15 protein-coding genes are annotated in these 16,654 nt (G+C 57.5%); 6 read left to right on the top strand and 9 right to left on the bottom strand.

All coding sequences use genetic code 11. The features are described 5' to 3' along the window. Positions 1 to 8 precede the first annotated feature (8 nt). The 5 genes from pcaF to pcaR all read right to left on the bottom strand — a co-directional run bounded on the left by pcaF (position 9) and on the right by pcaR (position 5,491). Positions 9 to 1,214: a 3-oxoadipyl-CoA thiolase gene (pcaF, locus tag V6P94_RS08620; protein ID WP_219260782.1), complete on the bottom strand. Its 1,206-nt coding sequence runs from the start codon at positions 1,212 to 1,214 to the stop codon at positions 9 to 11. Then, positions 1,211 to 1,993 (bottom strand): CoA-transferase subunit beta, encoded by a 783-nt coding sequence (locus V6P94_RS08615; protein ID WP_219260992.1) that lies wholly within the window; start codon positions 1,991 to 1,993, stop codon positions 1,211 to 1,213. The genes pcaF and V6P94_RS08615 overlap by 4 nt, the downstream gene beginning before the upstream one ends. After that, a complete protein-coding gene (locus tag V6P94_RS08610; protein WP_133075838.1) occupies positions 1,990 to 2,847 on the bottom strand; it encodes a CoA transferase subunit A in 858 nt (285 codons plus the stop codon). Before V6P94_RS08610 ends, V6P94_RS08615 begins: the two co-directional genes overlap by 4 nt. A 156-nt stretch (positions 2,848 to 3,003) precedes the next feature. Continuing rightward, positions 3,004 to 4,350: an MFS transporter gene (locus V6P94_RS08605; protein WP_326398374.1), complete on the bottom strand. Its 1,347-nt coding sequence runs from the start codon at positions 4,348 to 4,350 to the stop codon at positions 3,004 to 3,006. A 298-nt stretch (positions 4,351 to 4,648) separates the two neighbouring features. Continuing rightward, positions 4,649 to 5,491, bottom strand: coding sequence for a pca regulon transcriptional regulator PcaR (pcaR, locus tag V6P94_RS08600; protein WP_019827874.1), 843 nt, complete (start codon positions 5,489 to 5,491; stop codon positions 4,649 to 4,651). Positions 5,492 to 6,175: 684 nt separating this feature from the next. Here pcaR and V6P94_RS08595 point away from each other — a divergent pair. After that, positions 6,176 to 6,376, top strand: a complete 201-nt coding sequence (locus V6P94_RS08595) for a hypothetical protein (RefSeq protein WP_133075840.1) — start codon at positions 6,176 to 6,178, stop codon at positions 6,374 to 6,376. A 353-nt stretch (positions 6,377 to 6,729) separates the two neighbouring features. Then, positions 6,730 to 8,202: an inorganic phosphate transporter gene (locus tag V6P94_RS08590; RefSeq protein ID WP_133075841.1), complete on the top strand. Its 1,473-nt coding sequence runs from the start codon at positions 6,730 to 6,732 to the stop codon at positions 8,200 to 8,202. A gap of 162 nt (positions 8,203 to 8,364) precedes the next feature. On the opposite strand, the gene ccoM is transcribed toward V6P94_RS08590, so the two are convergent. The 3 genes from ccoM to V6P94_RS08575 form a co-directional block, all read right to left on the bottom strand. Further along, positions 8,365 to 8,475, bottom strand: coding sequence for a cytochrome c oxidase subunit CcoM (gene ccoM / locus V6P94_RS08585; protein WP_016779744.1), 111 nt, complete (start codon positions 8,473 to 8,475; stop codon positions 8,365 to 8,367). A 149-nt stretch (positions 8,476 to 8,624) separates the two neighbouring features. Then, positions 8,625 to 8,786, bottom strand: a complete 162-nt coding sequence (locus V6P94_RS08580; RefSeq protein ID WP_219260784.1) for a hypothetical protein — start codon at positions 8,784 to 8,786, stop codon at positions 8,625 to 8,627. Between the two features lie 78 nt (positions 8,787 to 8,864). Continuing rightward, positions 8,865 to 9,182: an aspartate-semialdehyde dehydrogenase gene (locus V6P94_RS08575; RefSeq protein ID WP_326398375.1), complete on the bottom strand. Its 318-nt coding sequence runs from the start codon at positions 9,180 to 9,182 to the stop codon at positions 8,865 to 8,867. A gap of 171 nt (positions 9,183 to 9,353) precedes the next feature. Between V6P94_RS08575 and rapA the strand changes: the two genes are divergently transcribed. Together rapA and V6P94_RS08565 are read left to right on the top strand one after the other, a co-directional pair. Beyond that, positions 9,354 to 12,200 carry an RNA polymerase-associated protein RapA gene (rapA, locus tag V6P94_RS08570; protein WP_133075843.1) on the top strand — a complete coding sequence of 949 codons (2,847 nt, stop codon included), beginning with the start codon at positions 9,354 to 9,356 and terminating at the stop codon, positions 12,198 to 12,200. Positions 12,201 to 12,463: 263 nt separating this feature from the next. Next, positions 12,464 to 14,479 carry an EAL domain-containing protein gene (locus tag V6P94_RS08565; protein WP_326398376.1) on the top strand — a complete coding sequence of 672 codons (2,016 nt, stop codon included), beginning with the start codon at positions 12,464 to 12,466 and terminating at the stop codon, positions 14,477 to 14,479. A gap of 156 nt (positions 14,480 to 14,635) precedes the next feature. Here the strand turns inward: V6P94_RS08565 and V6P94_RS08560 are convergent, their stop codons facing one another. Continuing rightward, the gene (locus V6P94_RS08560; RefSeq protein ID WP_326398377.1) at positions 14,636 to 14,941 is read right to left on the bottom strand and encodes a DUF2288 family protein; all 306 of its coding nucleotides are present in this window, start codon (positions 14,939 to 14,941) and stop codon (positions 14,636 to 14,638) included. On the opposite strand from V6P94_RS08560, the gene V6P94_RS08555 reads away from it, so the two are divergent. Together V6P94_RS08555 and V6P94_RS08550 are read left to right on the top strand one after the other, a co-directional pair. After that, entirely contained in the window at positions 14,940 to 15,074 is a 135-nt protein-coding gene (locus V6P94_RS08555) for a hypothetical protein (protein ID WP_257622696.1), read from the top strand. The genes V6P94_RS08560 and V6P94_RS08555 overlap by 2 nt on opposite strands. 228 nt (positions 15,075 to 15,302) lie before the next feature. After that, the gene (locus V6P94_RS08550) at positions 15,303 to 16,430 is read left to right on the top strand and encodes a branched-chain amino acid ABC transporter substrate-binding protein (protein ID WP_133075846.1); all 1,128 of its coding nucleotides are present in this window, start codon (positions 15,303 to 15,305) and stop codon (positions 16,428 to 16,430) included. Positions 16,431 to 16,654: the final 224 nt, after the last annotated feature.

The following is a 16,654-nucleotide window of genomic DNA, read 5'->3' as shown; positions in this document are numbered from 1 at the left end:
CAGCGCTATCAGACCCGTTCTATGGCCAATGCCAGACCTTGCCCAACACCCACGCACATGGTGGCCAGGCCTTTCTTGCCGCCGGTTTTTTCCAACTGATGCAGGGCGGTCATCACAATTCGTGCCCCGCTCATGCCCAGCGGGTGGCCCAGGGCAATTGCCCCGCCGTTGGGGTTAACCTGCGGCGCGTCGTCAGCCAGGCCCAATTCCCGCAATACGGCCAGGCCTTGGCTGGCGAACGCTTCGTTGAGTTCGATCACATCAAAATCGCTGACCGCCAGACCCAGGCGCTCAACCAGCTTGCGTACCGCAGGCACCGGGCCGATGCCCATGACACGCGGCGCCACACCGGCGCTGGCCATGCCCAGGACTCGGGCGCGAGCGGTCAGGCCATGACGCTTGACCGCCTCGGCCGACGCCAGAATCAGCGCCGCCGCACCGTCGTTTACCCCCGAGGCATTGCCCGCAGTGACGGTCTTGTCAGGGCCGTTGACCGGCTTGAGTTTGCCCAGTGTTTCGAGGCTGGTATCCGCACGGGGATGTTCATCATGCTCAACGATGGTTTCGCCCTTTTTATGGGCGATACGTACCGGCACGATTTCTTCGGCGAAGTAACCTGCAGCCTGGGCAGCCGCAGTACGTTGCTGGCTGCGCAGGGCGAAAGCGTCCTGGTCGGCGCGGGAAATGTTGTACTCGTCGGCCACGTTGTCCGCCGTCTGTGGCATCGGATCGACACCGTACTGGGCTTTCATCAGCGGGTTGATAAAGCGCCAGCCGATGGTCGTGTCTTCCAGCTTCATGTTGCGCGAGAACGCCGCATCGGCCTTGCCCATCACAAAGGGCGCGCGTGACATGGACTCAACGCCTCCAGCAATCGCCAGCTCCATTTCACCGCTGGCAATGGCGCGGAACGCCGTACCGATGGCATCCATGCCCGAGGCACACAGGCGGTTGAGCGTCACGCCGGGAATGGTTGGCGCCAGCCCGGCCAGCAACGCAGCCATGCGGGCCACGTTGCGATTGTCTTCACCGGCCTGGTTGGCGCAGCCGAAAAACACTTCGTCGACTTCGTCCCATTTCACGCCAGGGTTGCGCTCGATCAGTGCCTTGATTGGTGCTGCAGCCAGGTCATCCGCGCGAACCGTTGCCAGGCCACCGCCAAAACGGCCAATAGGGGTGCGAATCGCGTCACAGATAAAGACTTCACGCATCACGCTTCTCCCGGTGCCTGGCCGTGGGCCAGTGCAGTGCGTGCTTCCAGATCGCGCAAGGCCGTCAGCTCCACGTCGGTCGGTGCCGCCGTCTGCTGCACGTTATCGGCAAAGCGAATGGCCCAGCCGGTGGCCGCGATGACTTGCTCGCGGGTCACACCCGGGTGCAGCGCAGTGACCACGAATTCGTTGGTCTGCTCTTCAGGTTCCATGGTGCACAGGTCAGTGATGATCCCGACAGGACCGGCACCAGGCAGGCCCAGACGCTTGCGCGAGTCGCCGCCTTCGCCATGACCGACCGAGGTGATGAAGTCCAGCTTGTCGACAAATGAACGGGCCGACTGCTTGAGGATAATCAGCACGCTTTTCGCCGACCCGGCGATTTCCGGCGCACCACCTGCACCTGGAAGGCGCACTTTTGGCTGGTGATAGTCGCCGACCACTGTGGTGTTGATATTGCCGAAGCGGTCGACCTGGGCCGCGCCCAGAAAGCCCACATCGACCCGGCCGCCTTGCAGCCAGTAACGGAAGATTTCGCTGGTGGATACGACCGTGTCGGCGGTTTCAGCCAGTTCACCGTCACCAATCGACAGCGGCAATACATCCGGTTTGGCACCAATCGGGCCGGATTCGTAGATCAGCACCACATCAGGCGATGAAGTCAGGCGTGCCAGGTTGGCCGCCTTGGAAGGCAGGCCGATCCCGACAAAACATACAGAACCGTTTTTCAAGCGGCGAGCGGCGGCGACGGTCATCATTTCGTTGGTGGAGTAAGTCATTATTTTGCCTCCGAAGCGCGGGCCAGCTTGGCTTGGAACTCGCTGAAATTCGCAGTGCCGTGGATGTATTCGTTGATCCAGGCCGTAAAGGTCTCGCGGTCGCGGGCGATAGGGTCCCACGCCTGATAGAAACGGTTATCGCGCTCGGTGTAGCCGTGAGCGTAGGAAGGATGCGCGCCACCCGGTACATGGCATACAGCGCTAAGTGCCCAGGTTGGCAATACGCAGGCGTTCATCGGGGCTTGCAGGTCATCAACGATTTCTTCAACCGTGACGATGCAGCGCTTGGCCGCCAACGCCGCTTCTTTCTGTACACCCAAAATGCCCCACAGCAGCACGTTGCCTTTGCGGTCAGCCTTTTGCGCATGAATCACCGTCACGTCCGGGCGTACCGCCGGCACAGCGGCCAGGACTTCACCCGTAAACGGGCAAGTCACTGTCTTGATCAGCGGGTTGACCTTGGGCAGATCAGAACCGGCGTAGGCGCGCAGCACGGCGAACGGCAGGCCCGAGGCACCCGCCACGTAGGCGTTGGCCAGGTCGGCATGGCTGTGCTCTTCGATTTCCAGCGGCTGCGGCCACTGCTTTTCAACGGCATCGCGCAGACGGTGCAGCGAACCAACGCCCGGATTACCACCCCAGGAAAAGATCAATTTTCGTGCACAACCGGCGCCGATCAACTGGTCGTAGACCAGGTCAGGTGTCATCCGCACCAGGGTCAGGTCTTTCTTGCCCTGGCGGATGATTTCATGACCCGCTGCAGTCGGGATCAGGTGGGTGAAACCTTCAAGGGCAACGGTGTCGCCATCGCTCACAAATTGTTTCACCGCGTCGTGTAAGGAAATTATCTCTGCCATCTGGGGTAGCTCCCGTTTTTTGTAAGCCACTGCGGTTGTAGAAGGTGCGCCAGCGCGACACCGGATGTTCAGCAGATTAAGCCGCAGCTTTCGCCCAAACAATCCGATAATCGACTATGTGTTCGTTAATCGAACACATAGTTAGCACGACAACGATCAGGTTGCGTCCGCATGGCTGACCATGCCCTTGATCAGTACCGCAGCCGTTGCCAGGGCCGCTGGAATCACCAGGGCGGTCAGCACTTGCTCGAAGTTCCATCCCAGTCCCAGCAGCGTCGCGCCCATCCAGGCCCCCAGAATGGCACCGAAGCGGCCAATGCCAAGCATCCAGGACACCCCCGTGGCGCGGCCTTGGGTCGGGTAGAAACGCGCAGCCAAAGAAGGCATTGCCGATTGCGCACCGTTCACACACATACCGGCCACCAGCACCAGGGTGGCGAGCAGCGTGATGTTGCCCAGGCTCTGGCCCACAGCGTAGGCAAACACCCCGGCCAGCAGGTAGAAAATGCCGATCACCTTGTGCGGATTGAATCGGTCCATCGCCCACCCCACTCCCACCGCACTCAGTACCCCGCCGAACTGGAACAGTGCGCCAATGAATGCCGCCTGCTCCATGCTTGCGCCACTGTCACGCATCAACGTCGGTAGCCAGCTGGTGAGCAGATACACAATCACCAGCCCCATGAAATAGGTGAGCCACAGCAACAAGGTGCCCGTGCTGTAGGTGCCGGAAAAAATCACCGCAAACACGTTGCGGGCCTTGACGGTCTTTTGCTCCGGCACACTGAAGCTTGCAGCTTGAGCCACAACTGCCGGGTTGATCGGAGACAAGGCTTTGCGCACGAGCTCAATACTGCGATTGCGTACGACCAGAAAACGCGCGGACTCAGGCAGCCACACCACTAAAACCAGGGTCAGGATCAGCGGCAACACCCCGCCGATCAGCAGCAGGCTGTGCCAGCCATACACAGGGATCAGCTTGGCCGAGACAAACCCGCCTGCGGCCATGCCCAGATTAAAGCCGCAGAACATGCCGGTCACCAGCAAGGACTTGTGGCGTTCAGGGGTGTACTCCGACAGCAACGTGGTGGCATTGGGCATCCCGGCCCCCAGGCCCAAACCGGTCAAGAACCGCAATACCAGCAATTGATCCACGTTGGTGCTGTAGGCCGACGCCAGGCTGAACCCGCCAAAAACCAGTACCGCGACCACCAGCACCACTTTGCGACCAAAACGGTCCGCCAACGGCCCCGAACCCAACGCACCAAACACCATGCCGATCAGGGCGGCACTCATGACCGGCCCCAGGCTGGCGCGGTCTATGCCCCAGTCCTGAGACAGCGCCGGTGCAATAAAGCCCATTGCAGCGGTGTCCAGGCCATCTAGGAAAACAATCAGAAAACACAGGATCACGACGCGCCACTGGTAGCGTGACAAGGGTTGAGCATTGATGAAGGACTGCACATCAAGGCAGTTGCCGACGGAAGACTGGGGTGAATTCATTATTTTTATACCGAGTAAAAACCTGGGCGAACAAAAACCGGCCAGAGGCTGGCGGCTCACACTAAAAACTATCGGGGGATCAGCGAATTTTCGGGCGACTGCGCAGTGACTGCGTCAATGACGGACAGATGGGGGTGCTCATGGCGTGTAGCCTCTTCATTATTATTTTGGCCAGGTGCTGAAGAACGCGCAGCGGACTTCGAACAGGGCGCTGAGGCGACATTAAGCAGCGCACTGCCAGCACGCAATTCGATAAACGCTTAAGTGTGCGTTTATCGAACGCTTAGTAGCTGCTTCATCAACTGAACAGCTGGGTACTCAGCTCGCGGCTGGCGCTGAGCATGATCGGCAAAAAACGCTGTTCAAGCTCGGTGCGGGTAACGCGACCCGCGTGGGTGCTGACGTTCAAGGCTGCCAGAACCTGCCCTGAAGCGTCATACACCGGCACGGCAATCGAGCGCAGGCCTTGCTCCAGTTCTTGATCGACCACACACCAGCCTTGCTCCCGCACTTGCTGCAAACATTCAAGCAAGGCCTCGGGTGTGTGCAGGGTACGGCTGGTTTTAGCCTGGAACTCACCGTGGGCCAGGTATTCGTGCAGCGTCACATCATCCAGCGCGGCCAGCAGGATGCGTCCCATCGAGGTGCAATAGGCAGGCAGACGGCCACCTACCGACAGATCTACCGAGATCAGACGCTGGGTCGTTGCCGAGCGGGCGATGTAGAGGATGTCATCGCCTTCGAGGGTCGCCATGTTGCACGCCTCGTGCAATTGCTCACTCATGCGGTCCAGATACGGTTGGGCCGTTACCGCCAGCGGCGTCGACGACAGATAGGCATGACCCAGGGTCAGCACTTTGGGCAACAAGGAATAGGTTCGGCCATCGGTGGTCGCATAACCGAGCTTGATCAGGGTGTACAGGCAGCGGCGCACTGCGGCCCGCGGGATTTCAGTGCGATGGCTGATCTGCGCAATGGTCAGATGCCGCTTGCGTTCCTGAAACGCCTGCACGACCGCCAGGCCCCGGGCCAGTGACGACATGAAGTCAGGATCGCCAGTAAACGCCTGAATACGCTTGGCCGGTGACGCCACAATCGGTGGCGCGATACTGGCTACACCATTGCGCAGTTGATCATTCATTCCCAACCCCCAGCTTCAGCTATTTATAGTTATGATACGCCGGGCGATTATCGAACCGTTGGCCGATAATCGCAATCTCAACCCTCAAGACCGTTCCGACGACAGCCCATAGTTAGCCCGTAATCCTTGCACCCGCCTTTAATTGAAATCAAGCGCCCTGCTAAACAGTCGGATCAATGATAGAAAACGTCTGTTTTATATGTATTCAGGTTAAGTTCAGCCACCGGGTTAAATAACTTGATGGGCCAACTACTCGGGCACCGTATTAATAGAGTGTCTCGACGCAGGTATTCGATAATTCATAACACCTCACTCACTTGGAAGTTGACGGGCGTAAAGTTATTCAGCGATAGTAGTGGTACTCCTCAGCCCTTGAGGGCAGGAAGTGATTGAGTGCACAAGGTCAAGCCTGTGCGAAAGATTGGATCCAACCAACTCGTTGAGTTCAATAGGTACTCGCGGCTCAACCGTAAAGTGCATCGTGTGTTGTTTCTCTTTGGGGTGAACACTTACCAACGGCGGCGTTCATGTTTTAGTTGATGACGTGGCCGAGTGCATGGCGTGGTGTATTTAAGCGTGACGTTATTAATAGGCACTTGCCTTATGGTCTATCATTCGTCATATGAATCAGCCTCCCGGCACGGTGATTCACCAGGTTTAATCTCAACTCAATTAGGTAACACAGTGACGAAAGACGAACTGCGCGCAGAACTTGAGCGTCAGGAACAACGTTTCAAGGATGTTTATGGTGGTGAAGTGACGACCTACGCCGCTCAGTCAGAGCCCGGGCGTAAACCTTGGCGCAAACGTGCCAGTCTGCTCGACCAGGCTTTCTCCCAAGAAATCCAGAAAATTGAAAAAGAACTCAAAGCAGAAGAGCCATGACCTGCGCCTGAAAATCAGCACAGGCAACCCCAGACTGCCCCTTGCGCACCCGCCATTTGCATGAGCGGATGTGGCTGTTGGCTATGCCAGAGCCCAAACCGATCCTGCAACCACGTCTGATTTGATAAATTTCATGTAGCCGAATCAGACCTGCGCAAGCGCATGAGCGTGCCCCTCGAACCCCCCTATAGCCTTTGGTATCAGTGGTTTGAGGGAAGTTTCCTACGCTCATTTGCGGAAGACCTTTACGAGCTTTTTCATTTATAGATGTTACCAACGGGCAGCTAGTGCATTGATTAGCGGGGTTTTCTGGCATAATCCGCCCCCCTTTATGACCGTGTCAGAAAACCTTCATGATCGATCTATTAAGCGGATTGGACGCCTGGGTTCTTATCAGCCTCTTCTTCGCCCTAGCCTTTGTTCTCGCGTTTGAGTTCATCAACGGCTTTCATGACACCGCGAACGCGGTTGCGACAGTCATCTACACCAAAGCCATGCCGCCTCACCTGGCGGTGTTCTTTTCCGGTGTATTCAACTTCCTCGGCGTTCTGCTGGGCGGGGTCGGCGTGGCATATGCCATCGTCCACCTGCTGCCGGTAGAGCTGCTGGTCAATGTAAACACCGGACATGGCCTGGCCATGGTGTTCTCATTGCTTGCAGCGGCCATCACCTGGAACCTCGGGACCTGGTATTTCGGGATTCCGGCGTCAAGCTCTCACACCCTGATCGGTTCGATCCTGGGCGTAGGCCTGGCCAATGCCCTGATCAGCGGCATTCCGGTAAGTGAAGGGGTTAACTGGCAGAAGGCGATCGACATTGGCGCCTCGCTGGTGTTCTCGCCAATGGCCGGTTTCCTGGTTGCAGGCCTGGTGTTGATTGCCCTGAAGTGGTGGCGTCCTGCATCCAAGATGCACAAGACCCCGGAACAACGCCGCAAGCTGGACGACAAAAAGCACCCGCCCTTCTGGAACCGCCTGGTCCTGGTGATCTCGGCCATGGCCGTAAGCTTCGTTCACGGCTCCAACGATGGCCAGAAAGGCATCGGCCTGATCATGCTGGTTCTGATCGGCATCGTGCCAAGCGCTTTCGTTCTGGACTTGAACAGCACCACCTACCAGATCGAGCGTACTCGCGACGCCACCTTGCACCTGAGCCAGTTCTACGAGCGTAACAACGCTTCGCTGGCCGAGTTCCTGGCGCTGGGCAAAAGCGTCAAAGGCGACCTCCCGGATCAGTTCAGCTGCAACCCGCAGCAGACCGAACCGACCATCGCTGCTCTGTTGACCTCGCTTAAAGGCGTGGCGGACTACCACTCGATTCCAGCTGAAAAACGTATCGAGATCCGCCGCTACCTGCTTTGCCTGGATGACACCGCGAAAAAAGTCAGCAAATTGCCAGCGCTTGATTCCCGCGAAAAAGCGGACCTCGAAAAACTGCGTAAAGACCTGACCGCCACCACGGAATACGCCCCGTTCTGGGTAATTCTGGCTGTCGCACTGGCCTTGGGCCTGGGCACAATGGTTGGCTGGAAACGCGTGGTTAAAACCATCGGCGAGAAGATCGGCAAGCAAGGCATGACCTATGCCCAGGGCATGGCGGCTCAGATCACCACTGCCTTTGCCATCGGTATGGCCAACATCTTCGCCCTGCCTGTATCGACGACACACATTCTGTCGTCGGGTGTGGCGGGCACGATGGTCGCCAACAAAAGCGGCCTGCAAGGCGGCACGATCAAGACCATCCTGATGGCGTGGGTGTTGACCTTACCGGCCACCATCGCTCTGTCTGCGACGCTGTTCTGGCTGGCTTCCAAAGCACTCGCCTGATTCTGCGCCGAACAAAAAAGGTACGTCCCTTGCGGGCCGTACCTTTTTTTATGCCTGCTCCCACAGTCATCCTCCAGGAGAAGGTCTTTTTACAGGCAAAAAAATAGGCGACCGAAGTCGCCTAAAATGCCTTGCGTGCTCATGCTCTGTTAAGACTCGGCGCTATTTGCGCTTCTGGGAGTCTTTCCAGATAAAAATGCCCAGACCTGCGAAAAACAAAACCATGAGGCCGACGGTAAGAACTCCGGCGATAACCACATTATCGAGAAACATGACGGCCTCCTGCGCAAGTCTGATTGTTTGTCTGTTGAAGCTAGATTAACCACTCGCGCAGGCGCACAACTTGACCGGGATCAATAGTGATCCACGGCCAGCTGTCAATTGAGGGGCTTGGTTGACTCAGATCATCGAAAACGGGCAGTTCAGCGCTTTTTCGGTTTTTTCTTCGGCTTTTTCGCAGCTTTTGCCAACGGCATTGCCTGTTCGAACGCATTGCGCACTTCGTTCAAGCGCTTTTCATTGAGGTCGTGGACCCGCTTGGCGCGCTCGGCGCCCAGATCGACCAGTTTGGTGTCTTGGCTCATAAAAAATCAGACCACTGTCAGTGTGTTTCAGTACGCCAATAATGCGATGCAAGCTCAGCGCTGACCAGAAAAAACCTCCTACACCTTAATATCGACCCACAACCCCTGACGCTGCATGCCATCAATCACGGGCGCTACCGGCGCACTGTCATCAGCGTTTTCTTGCGCCGCGCCTTCCTGTTCCCGCGCTTCACGACGACGCTTGTCATGCTGACGTTGTTGCTCCTCGCGCAACAGCAGCGTGGTCTGATCGGCATCGCTGTTCTTCAGGTCAATTGCACATTCACTGGAACTGGCTTGCGCAGGTGCAACGGGGGGAATCTCGGGGCGAGGACGTACAGGGTCCTGTCCGGAGGTCACGGGTACAACGCCAAGGGGCAAGATGGACGGCAACATGGTGATTGTTCTCCTGTCTTCAGGCTGTCGGCGACAACCCGTCGAGGTGAGCCGTTCGTCGATAACTGCCGGGGCTTCTTTTGTGCCGGGCAGCTTTTTATGAGAGTCCTTTGGACTGGGGCCACTGATCCGTTAATATACTCGGCTTTTTCAAAGCGGGAGTCAGGCAGCATGGCGCAGCAGTATCAACCGGGGCAACGCTGGATTAGTGACAGCGAAGCAGAGCTAGGTTTAGGCACCGTTCTGGCACAGGACGGTCGCTTGTTGACCGTGCTCTATCCGGCCACTGGCGAAACCCGCCAATATTCGCTGCGCAACGCACCGCTGACGCGTGTTCGGTTCTCGCCAGGTGACACCATCATCCACTTCGAAGGCTGGAAGATGACCGTGCGCGAAGTCGAGGACGTTGACGGCCTGATGGTCTACCACGGCCTCAATGAGCAAAACGAAGCCGTCACCCTGCCAGAAACCCAACTGTCGAACTTTATCCAGTTCCGCCTGGCCAGCGACCGTTTGTTCGCCGGTCAGATCGACCCGCTGTCCTGGTTCTCGCTGCGCTACCACACCCTTGAGCACACCAGCCGTCAGCTGCAATCGCCGCTGTGGGGCCTGGGTGGCGTGCGTGCGCAACCCATTGCACACCAACTGCACATTGCCCGCGAAGTGGCTGACCGCATCGCTCCACGGGTTTTGCTGGCTGACGAAGTGGGCCTGGGCAAAACCATTGAAGCCGGTCTGGTGATTCACCGCCAACTGCTCAGCGGCCGCGCCAACCGCGTCTTGATCGTAGTCCCGGAAAACCTGCAGCACCAATGGCTGGTTGAAATGCGTCGCCGCTTCAACCTTGAAGTGGCGCTGTTCGATGAAGAACGCTTTATCGAAAGCGATGCCAGCAACCCGTTTGAAGACTGCCAACTGGCGCTGATTGCCCTGGAATGGCTGGTTGACGATCCGAAGGCCCAGGCTGCGCTGTTTGATGCCGACTGGGATCTGCTGGTGGTCGACGAAGCGCACCATTTGGTGTGGCATGAAGACAACGTCAGCCCCGAGTACGGCCTGGTTGAACAGCTCGCCGGCGTAATCCCGGGCGTACTGCTGCTTACCGCAACGCCAGAGCAACTGGGTCAGGACAGCCACTTTGCGCGCTTGCGCCTGCTGGACCCTAACCGTTTCCACGACCTGGCCGCTTTCCGCGCCGAGAGCGAAAACTATCGCCCGGTTGCTCAAGCCGTACAAGAGCTGCTGGATAAGGGCCGCCTGTCACCTGAAGCCCACCAGACCATCCACGGCTTCCTTGGTGCCGAAGGCGATACCCTGCTGGCCGCCGTCAATGATGGCGATGCAGAGGCCAGCGCCCGCCTGGTGCGCGAGCTGCTTGACCGCCACGGCACCGGCCGCGTCCTGTTCCGTAACACCCGCGCTGCGATCCAGGGTTTCCCGGAGCGCAAACTGCACGCTTACCCGCTGCCGTGCCCGGCCGAATACCTGGAGCTGCCGCTGGGCGAACACGCCGAGCTGTACCCGGAAGTCAGCTTCCAGTCCCAGCCTGACGCCAGCGATGAAGAGCGCTGGTGGCGCTTTGATCCTCGGGTTGAGTGGCTGACCGACACCCTGAAAATGCTCAAGCGCACCAAAGTGCTGGTCATTTGCGCCCACGCCGAAACCGCAATGGATCTGGAAGACGCCCTGCGCGTTCGTTCCGGCATTCCTGCAACGGTCTTCCACGAAGGCATGAACATTCTTGAGCGCGACCGCGCTGCAGCCTACTTCGCAGATGAAGAGTTCGGCGCTCAAGTACTGATCTGTTCCGAAATCGGCAGTGAAGGTCGCAACTTCCAGTTCGCCCACCATCTGGTGCTGTTCGACCTGCCGTCCCACCCGGACTTGCTGGAGCAGCGTATCGGCCGTCTGGACCGTATCGGTCAGAAGCACATTATCGAACTGCACGTGCCGTACCTTGAAACCAGCCCGCAACAGCGCCTGTTCCAGTGGTACCACGAAGCGCTGAATGCCTTCCTCAATACCTGCCCGACCGGCAACGCCCTGCAACACCAGTTCGGCCCACGCCTGCTGCCGTTGCTTGAAGCTGCGGACGATCACGAGTGGCAAGCGCTGATCGACGAAGCACGCCTTGAACGCGAGCGTCTCGAACAGGAGCTGCACACTGGCCGTGACCGCTTGCTGGAGCTTAACTCCGGCGGCTCGGGTGAAGGCGAAGCCCTGGTTGAAGCGATTCTTGAACAAGACGACCAGTTCACCCTGCCGATCTACATGGAAACCCTGTTCAACGCCTTTGGCATCGACAGCGAAGACCATTCCGAGAACGCGCTGATCCTCAAGCCAAGCGAAAAAATGCTCGACGCCAGCTTCCCGCTGGGCGACGACGAAGGTGTCACCATCACCTACGATCGCAACCAGGCACTGTCGCGCGAAGACATGCAATTCATCACCTGGGAACACCCGATGGTGCAAGGCGGCATGGACCTCGTACTGTCAGGCTCGATGGGCAACACCGCCGTCGCCCTGATCAAGAACAAGGCCCTCAAGCCTGGCACCGTGCTGCTGGAGCTGATTTACGTCAGCGAAGTGGTTGCCCCGCGCTCCCTGCAATTGGGTCGCTACCTGCCCCCTGCTGCCCTGCGCTGCCTGCTCGACGCCAACGGCAATGACCTGTCGTCACGCGTGGCGTTCGACACGCTCAACGAGCAACTGGAAAGCGTGCCCCGTGCCAGCGCCAACAAGTTCGTCCAGGCCCAGCGCGACCAGCTGACGCCGAAGATCAACGCCGGTGAAGCCAAGATCGCCCCCCGTCACGCAGAGCGCGTGGCCGAAGCGCAACGCCGCCTGGCAGCCGATACCGAAGAAGAACTGGCACGTTTGACTGCCCTGCAAGCGGTCAACCCTAGCGTTCGGGACAGCGAGCTGGTTGCCTTGCGCAAGCAACGCGAACAAAGCCTGGCCATGCTCGAAAAAGCAGCCCTGCGCCTTGAAGCCATTCGCGTGCTGGTAGCGGGTTAAAAACCCAAGACCTGTGGGAGCGGGCTTGCTCGCGATTGGATCAATGTGGTGAAACTGAATCACCGCGTTGATCCTATCGCGAGCAAGCCCGCTCCCACATCTTTGACAGTTCCGATCTGACGTAACTGACTATAAACCCCCGCCCTAATAACAAAATGATCGCTATCATTTTGCCATCACACCTGCCTCGCTCTATCCAGCCTCTATACTCGATCCCAAGCTAGCAACTTTCGACTAGCACATCAGGATTGCCGAGGCGTGCAATGGAAAGGCTAGGGTTGCAACTTGTGGTTGAGCCTTCAGAAAACGCGCAACTGCTGTTAATCGGCGGCTATAGCCCCTATCTGGTATTCGTCGCCTGGCTGGTCGCCTGTACTGCCTGCCTGGCCACGCTGGATCTGCTCGACCGCTGCGCCCATGCAGAAAAAACCGCTGCCAAGACCCTTTGGCGCTGGATCAGTGTCGGTTGCCTGGCGACCGGCATATGGGCCATGTACACCATCTGCCTGCTGGCATTGGAGTCGTCCCCTCTTGAATCTCGCTACAGCCTCGCAATAGCCATTGGCTCCTTAGTGATATCCCTGCTCGCGGCCCTGGTGATCGTGAACGTTTTCACTCGCATCACGATCTGGCGTTCACGTAGCGGCTTGCTGCATCAACTGACCAAATTTGCCTTGTGCATGACGGCAGCAGGCACCCTGCTCTGCGCTTACTTCATCAGCATGTCGGCCGTGGGCGACCCGGTTGTGAGCCATTCAGGTACGGACAGCAAGAACTGGCAACTGGCGCTGGTGGCTGCCCTGATTGCCCTGTTGTTGATTGGCAGTTGCATCAGTGCCGCGATCGTCGACAAAAAGCTGCAACTCAAGGAGCGCGACCTGAGGCGGGTCAACGCATTGCTCAGTCAACTCGACCAGGCGCGTGCGTCATTGCAGCAAGTGGCCCATTACGATCCGTTGACCAACCTGATCAATCGACGTGGTTTCAACCAGCTATTTGCTGAAAAGCTCATTGAGTGCACTGCCAATACCAGCAAGTTGGCCGTGATGTTCCTCGACATTGACCACTTCAAACGCATCAATGACAGCCTGGGCCACGATGCGGGCGACGAATTGCTGAAGGTCATCGCCGCGCGCATCAAACATGCCACCCGCAGCCACAATGACGTCGTTGCACGCTTTGGCGGTGACGAGTTCTGTATTTTGATCAACCTGAGCCATCGCGAAGAAGCGCAAAGCATGGGCCAGCGCATCATGCTCAAACTCAAAGAGCCCATCGAGCTGTCAGGAAGACAGATGGTGATGACCACCAGCATTGGCATCAGTGTGTTTCCGGATGACGGAACAAACTGTGCCGAACTGCTCAAGCATGCCGACCTGGCGCTTTATCAGTCCAAGGGGTGCGGGCGTAACAACCTGAACTTTTTTAGCCCTAATCTTAAAACCCGTGCCTCGCTGGAACTGCAGATCGAGGAAGAACTGCGTAACGCGCTCAATGAAGACAAAGGGCTGCTTCTACATTACCAGCCCATCTTTGACCTCAAGCATGGCCGCGTCGCCAAACTCGAGGCCCTGGTGCGCTGGCAGCATCCCGAACATGGCTTGCTCGGTCCGGACCGTTTTATCAACATCGCCGAGGCCAACGGGCTGATCGCCGAACTGGACCACTGGGTACTGCGCAAAGCCTGTCATGACCTTGCCGCCCTTTCCCGCCAGGGGTGGGCACATTTGGGGATTGCCGTGAATTGTTCGGCGCGCAATCTGGTGCGGGTTGAGCTGGCAGACGAAATCGAAAGCGCTCTTCGCACATCAGGCATTGCTGCCCATCGACTGGAACTGGAAGTCACGGAAAACGCCCTGATGTGCAACCTGAGCAGCACCTCCCAGCTGTTGCGACAGATCCGGGCGCTTGGCGTGTCACTGTCCATTGATGATTTCGGCACCGGTTATTCATCCCTGGCCTACCTGAAGCGCCTGCCACTCAACACCTTGAAAATTGACCGTTCGTTTATCCAGGACATACCGAGCTCCAGCCAGGACATGGAAATCGTCCAGGCCATTATCCTCATGGCCCACACCCTGCACCTGCAAGTCGTCACCGAAGGTGTGGAGACCACCCAGCAGTTCGAGTTTCTTGAACAGTTCGGCTGCGACTTTATCCAGGGCTATCTGCTCAGTCGCCCCGTCCCCTTCGAGGCACTGCAAGAGACTCTCGAACAGCTCGACAAACGCCCGGTGCGCGCACCGGACCACACCACATTTGTATTCACCGGCCAGTAGCAGCACAGCTGCCCTGCAGCCAAAAAAAAAACGCCACAGTACCAACTGTGGCGTTTCTCTACGGCAAATTGCCACTACCTGTAGCCGGGTTACTCAGCTACACACTCCGGGCTCTTCAAATCAGTGCAAATAATTGCCCCAGCTTGGTGCGCACAGCTATTTTTTCGCCCTTTCCTGGACCATCACCCAAGGTGAAACCACGACTACCCAGAGCTGCGGGTCACGTTCAAGAACGTCTAGCGCCTGCGCCTCAGTCATCTTGCCAAGAACACCAGACGCCATCCAGGCCGCGACTTTCTCTGCATCATCCTGAGTCACGGCCTGCGCCGCTTCAATCAAGTCCAGCTCAGGTTCAACCCACAGCAAATCACCTTTGGCGAAGAAGGGCTGCAAGGCTTTCCATTCAATAGTTGAGGTCTCGCCAAGCAGCTTGGCATAGAGGGTGCTAGGTTCTTCGTTCATGGGTTTCACCGGGAAAAAAAATCGGCGCAATGATAACGCCGCACACCCGGTAGAAAAACCCGGTTTTTCAGGCAAAGGAACGAAGAAAGAGCAGAAGGCACAGGACCGCCGCGTTGATCTGGCAACATTCTGATAACTATCAACAGCCTAATCCGCCGCTATTCTGTCTCTTTCTTACGTTTAAGCGACATTTCCTGTTTATTCCCCCGGCAGCCCGCTATTCAAGCGCTAAACCGGCGCTCTACACTGTACCGGTACAGTTGCAGGGGGGATTGACCGGGCATTTCGCTAAGAAGAAGACCCGGTCCGGCTGCCTTGGCTTCCAGGACTATAAAAATTACAACAGAAGAGTGGAGCACCAATAAAGATGGCTACGAAGCAGATTACTAAACTGTTTGCCGCTATGGTTTTGGCCGGGTTTGCCAGCCATTCATTTGCCGCAGACACCATCAAGATCGGTATCGCCGGCCCTAAAACCGGGCCTCTGACGCAGTACGGCGACATGCAGTTTGCTGGCGCAAAAATGGCCATCGAACAAATCAACGCCAAAGGCGGTGTTGATGGCAAAAAACTTGAAGCCGTTGACTACGATGACGCCTGCGACCCGAAACAAGCGGTTGCCGTGGCCAACAAAGTCGTCAATGACGGCATCAAATTTGTAGTCGGCCACCTGTGCTCCAGCTCCACTCAGCCTGCTTCGGATATTTACGAAGACGAAGGCATCATCATGATTACCCCGGCCGCCACCGGCCCGGAAATCACCGCCCGCGGTTACAAAATGATCTTCCGTACCATCGGTCTGGACAGCGCCCAGGGCCCTGCAGCCGGTAACTACATCGCTGATCACGTGAAACCGAAAATCGTCGCGGTATTGCACGACAAACAGCAATACGGTGAAGGCATCGCCTCCGCCGTTAAAAAGACCCTGGAAGACAAAGGCGTCAAGGTCGCTGTCTTTGAAGGCGTCAACGCTGGCGAAAAAGACTACTCCTCTGTCATTGCCAAGCTCAAGCAAGCCAACGTCGACTTCGTCTACTACGGTGGCTACCACCCTGAGCTGGGTCTGATCCTGCGCCAGGCCAAAGAGAAAGGCCTGAACGCCAAGTTCATGGGCCCAGAAGGCGTGGGCAACGAGTCCATCTCGCAAATCGCCCAGGGCGCTTCCGAAGGCCTGCTGGTTACCCTGCCAAAAGCATTCGACGCCGACCCGGCCAACAAGGCTCTGGTTGATGCCTTTGCTGCCAAGAAACAAGATCCTACCGGCCCATTCGTGTTCCCGGCTTACGCAGCGGTTGAAGTGATTGCCGGCGGTATCGAGCAAGCCAAAAGCGAAGACCCAACCAAAGTCGCTGAAGCTATCCACAAAGGCACTTACAAAACCCCAACCGGCAACCTGAAATTTGACGCCAAAGGCGACGTGGAAGATTTCAAGTTCGTGGTTTACGAATGGCACTTCGGCAAGCCTAAAACTGAAGTAAGCCCTCAGTAAGGGTCGGTTCCCGACCTGACAACAAAGCCCACTGCACAAGCGGTGGGTTTTGTTTTACGGGTCCTTGGTTCGTGGAAATGGGGCTGCGCTTTCGTGATCCGAAAGTCTGTCCACCTGAAAATCTTTAAAACCGTCACCAGCGGTTCGCTGGCAGAAGACCCGTGCTCCAAGTGGGTGAATACCCATACAGCCCGGGCCGGAAAATGACTCCACCAGTGAAATGC

The sequence above is a fragment of the Pseudomonas sp. ML2-2023-3 genome (genome assembly GCF_037055275.1).
GTDB lineage: Bacteria > Pseudomonadota > Gammaproteobacteria > Pseudomonadales > Pseudomonadaceae > Aquipseudomonas.
This window is presented reverse-complemented; position numbering and strand designations above follow the sequence as displayed.

Bases quoted from the DNA above. Each gene is read 5' to 3' on its own strand.
- ccoM (WP_016779744.1), bottom strand. From the start codon at position 8,475: ATGTTTCTCGATAATGTGGTTATCGCCGGAGTTCTTACCGTCGGCCTC.
- V6P94_RS08565 (WP_326398376.1), top strand. From the start codon at position 12,464: ATGGAAAGGCTAGGGTTGCAACTTGTGGTTGAGCCTTCAGAAAACGCG.
- pcaR (WP_019827874.1), bottom strand. From the start codon at position 5,491: ATGAATGATCAACTGCGCAATGGTGTAGCCAGTATCGCGCCACCGATT.
- V6P94_RS08555 (WP_257622696.1), top strand. From the start codon at position 14,940: ATGGGTTTCACCGGGAAAAAAAATCGGCGCAATGATAACGCCGCACAC.
- V6P94_RS08605 (WP_326398374.1), bottom strand. From the start codon at position 4,350: ATGAATTCACCCCAGTCTTCCGTCGGCAACTGCCTTGATGTGCAGTCC.
- V6P94_RS08590 (WP_133075841.1), top strand. From the start codon at position 6,730: ATGATCGATCTATTAAGCGGATTGGACGCCTGGGTTCTTATCAGCCTC.
- rapA (WP_133075843.1), top strand. From the start codon at position 9,354: ATGGCGCAGCAGTATCAACCGGGGCAACGCTGGATTAGTGACAGCGAA.
- V6P94_RS08560 (WP_326398377.1), bottom strand. From the start codon at position 14,941: ATGAACGAAGAACCTAGCACCCTCTATGCCAAGCTGCTTGGCGAGACC.
- V6P94_RS08580 (WP_219260784.1), bottom strand. From the start codon at position 8,786: ATGAGCCAAGACACCAAACTGGTCGATCTGGGCGCCGAGCGCGCCAAG.
- V6P94_RS08575 (WP_326398375.1), bottom strand. From the start codon at position 9,182: ATGTTGCCGTCCATCTTGCCCCTTGGCGTTGTACCCGTGACCTCCGGA.
- V6P94_RS08610 (WP_133075838.1), bottom strand. From the start codon at position 2,847: ATGGCAGAGATAATTTCCTTACACGACGCGGTGAAACAATTTGTGAGC.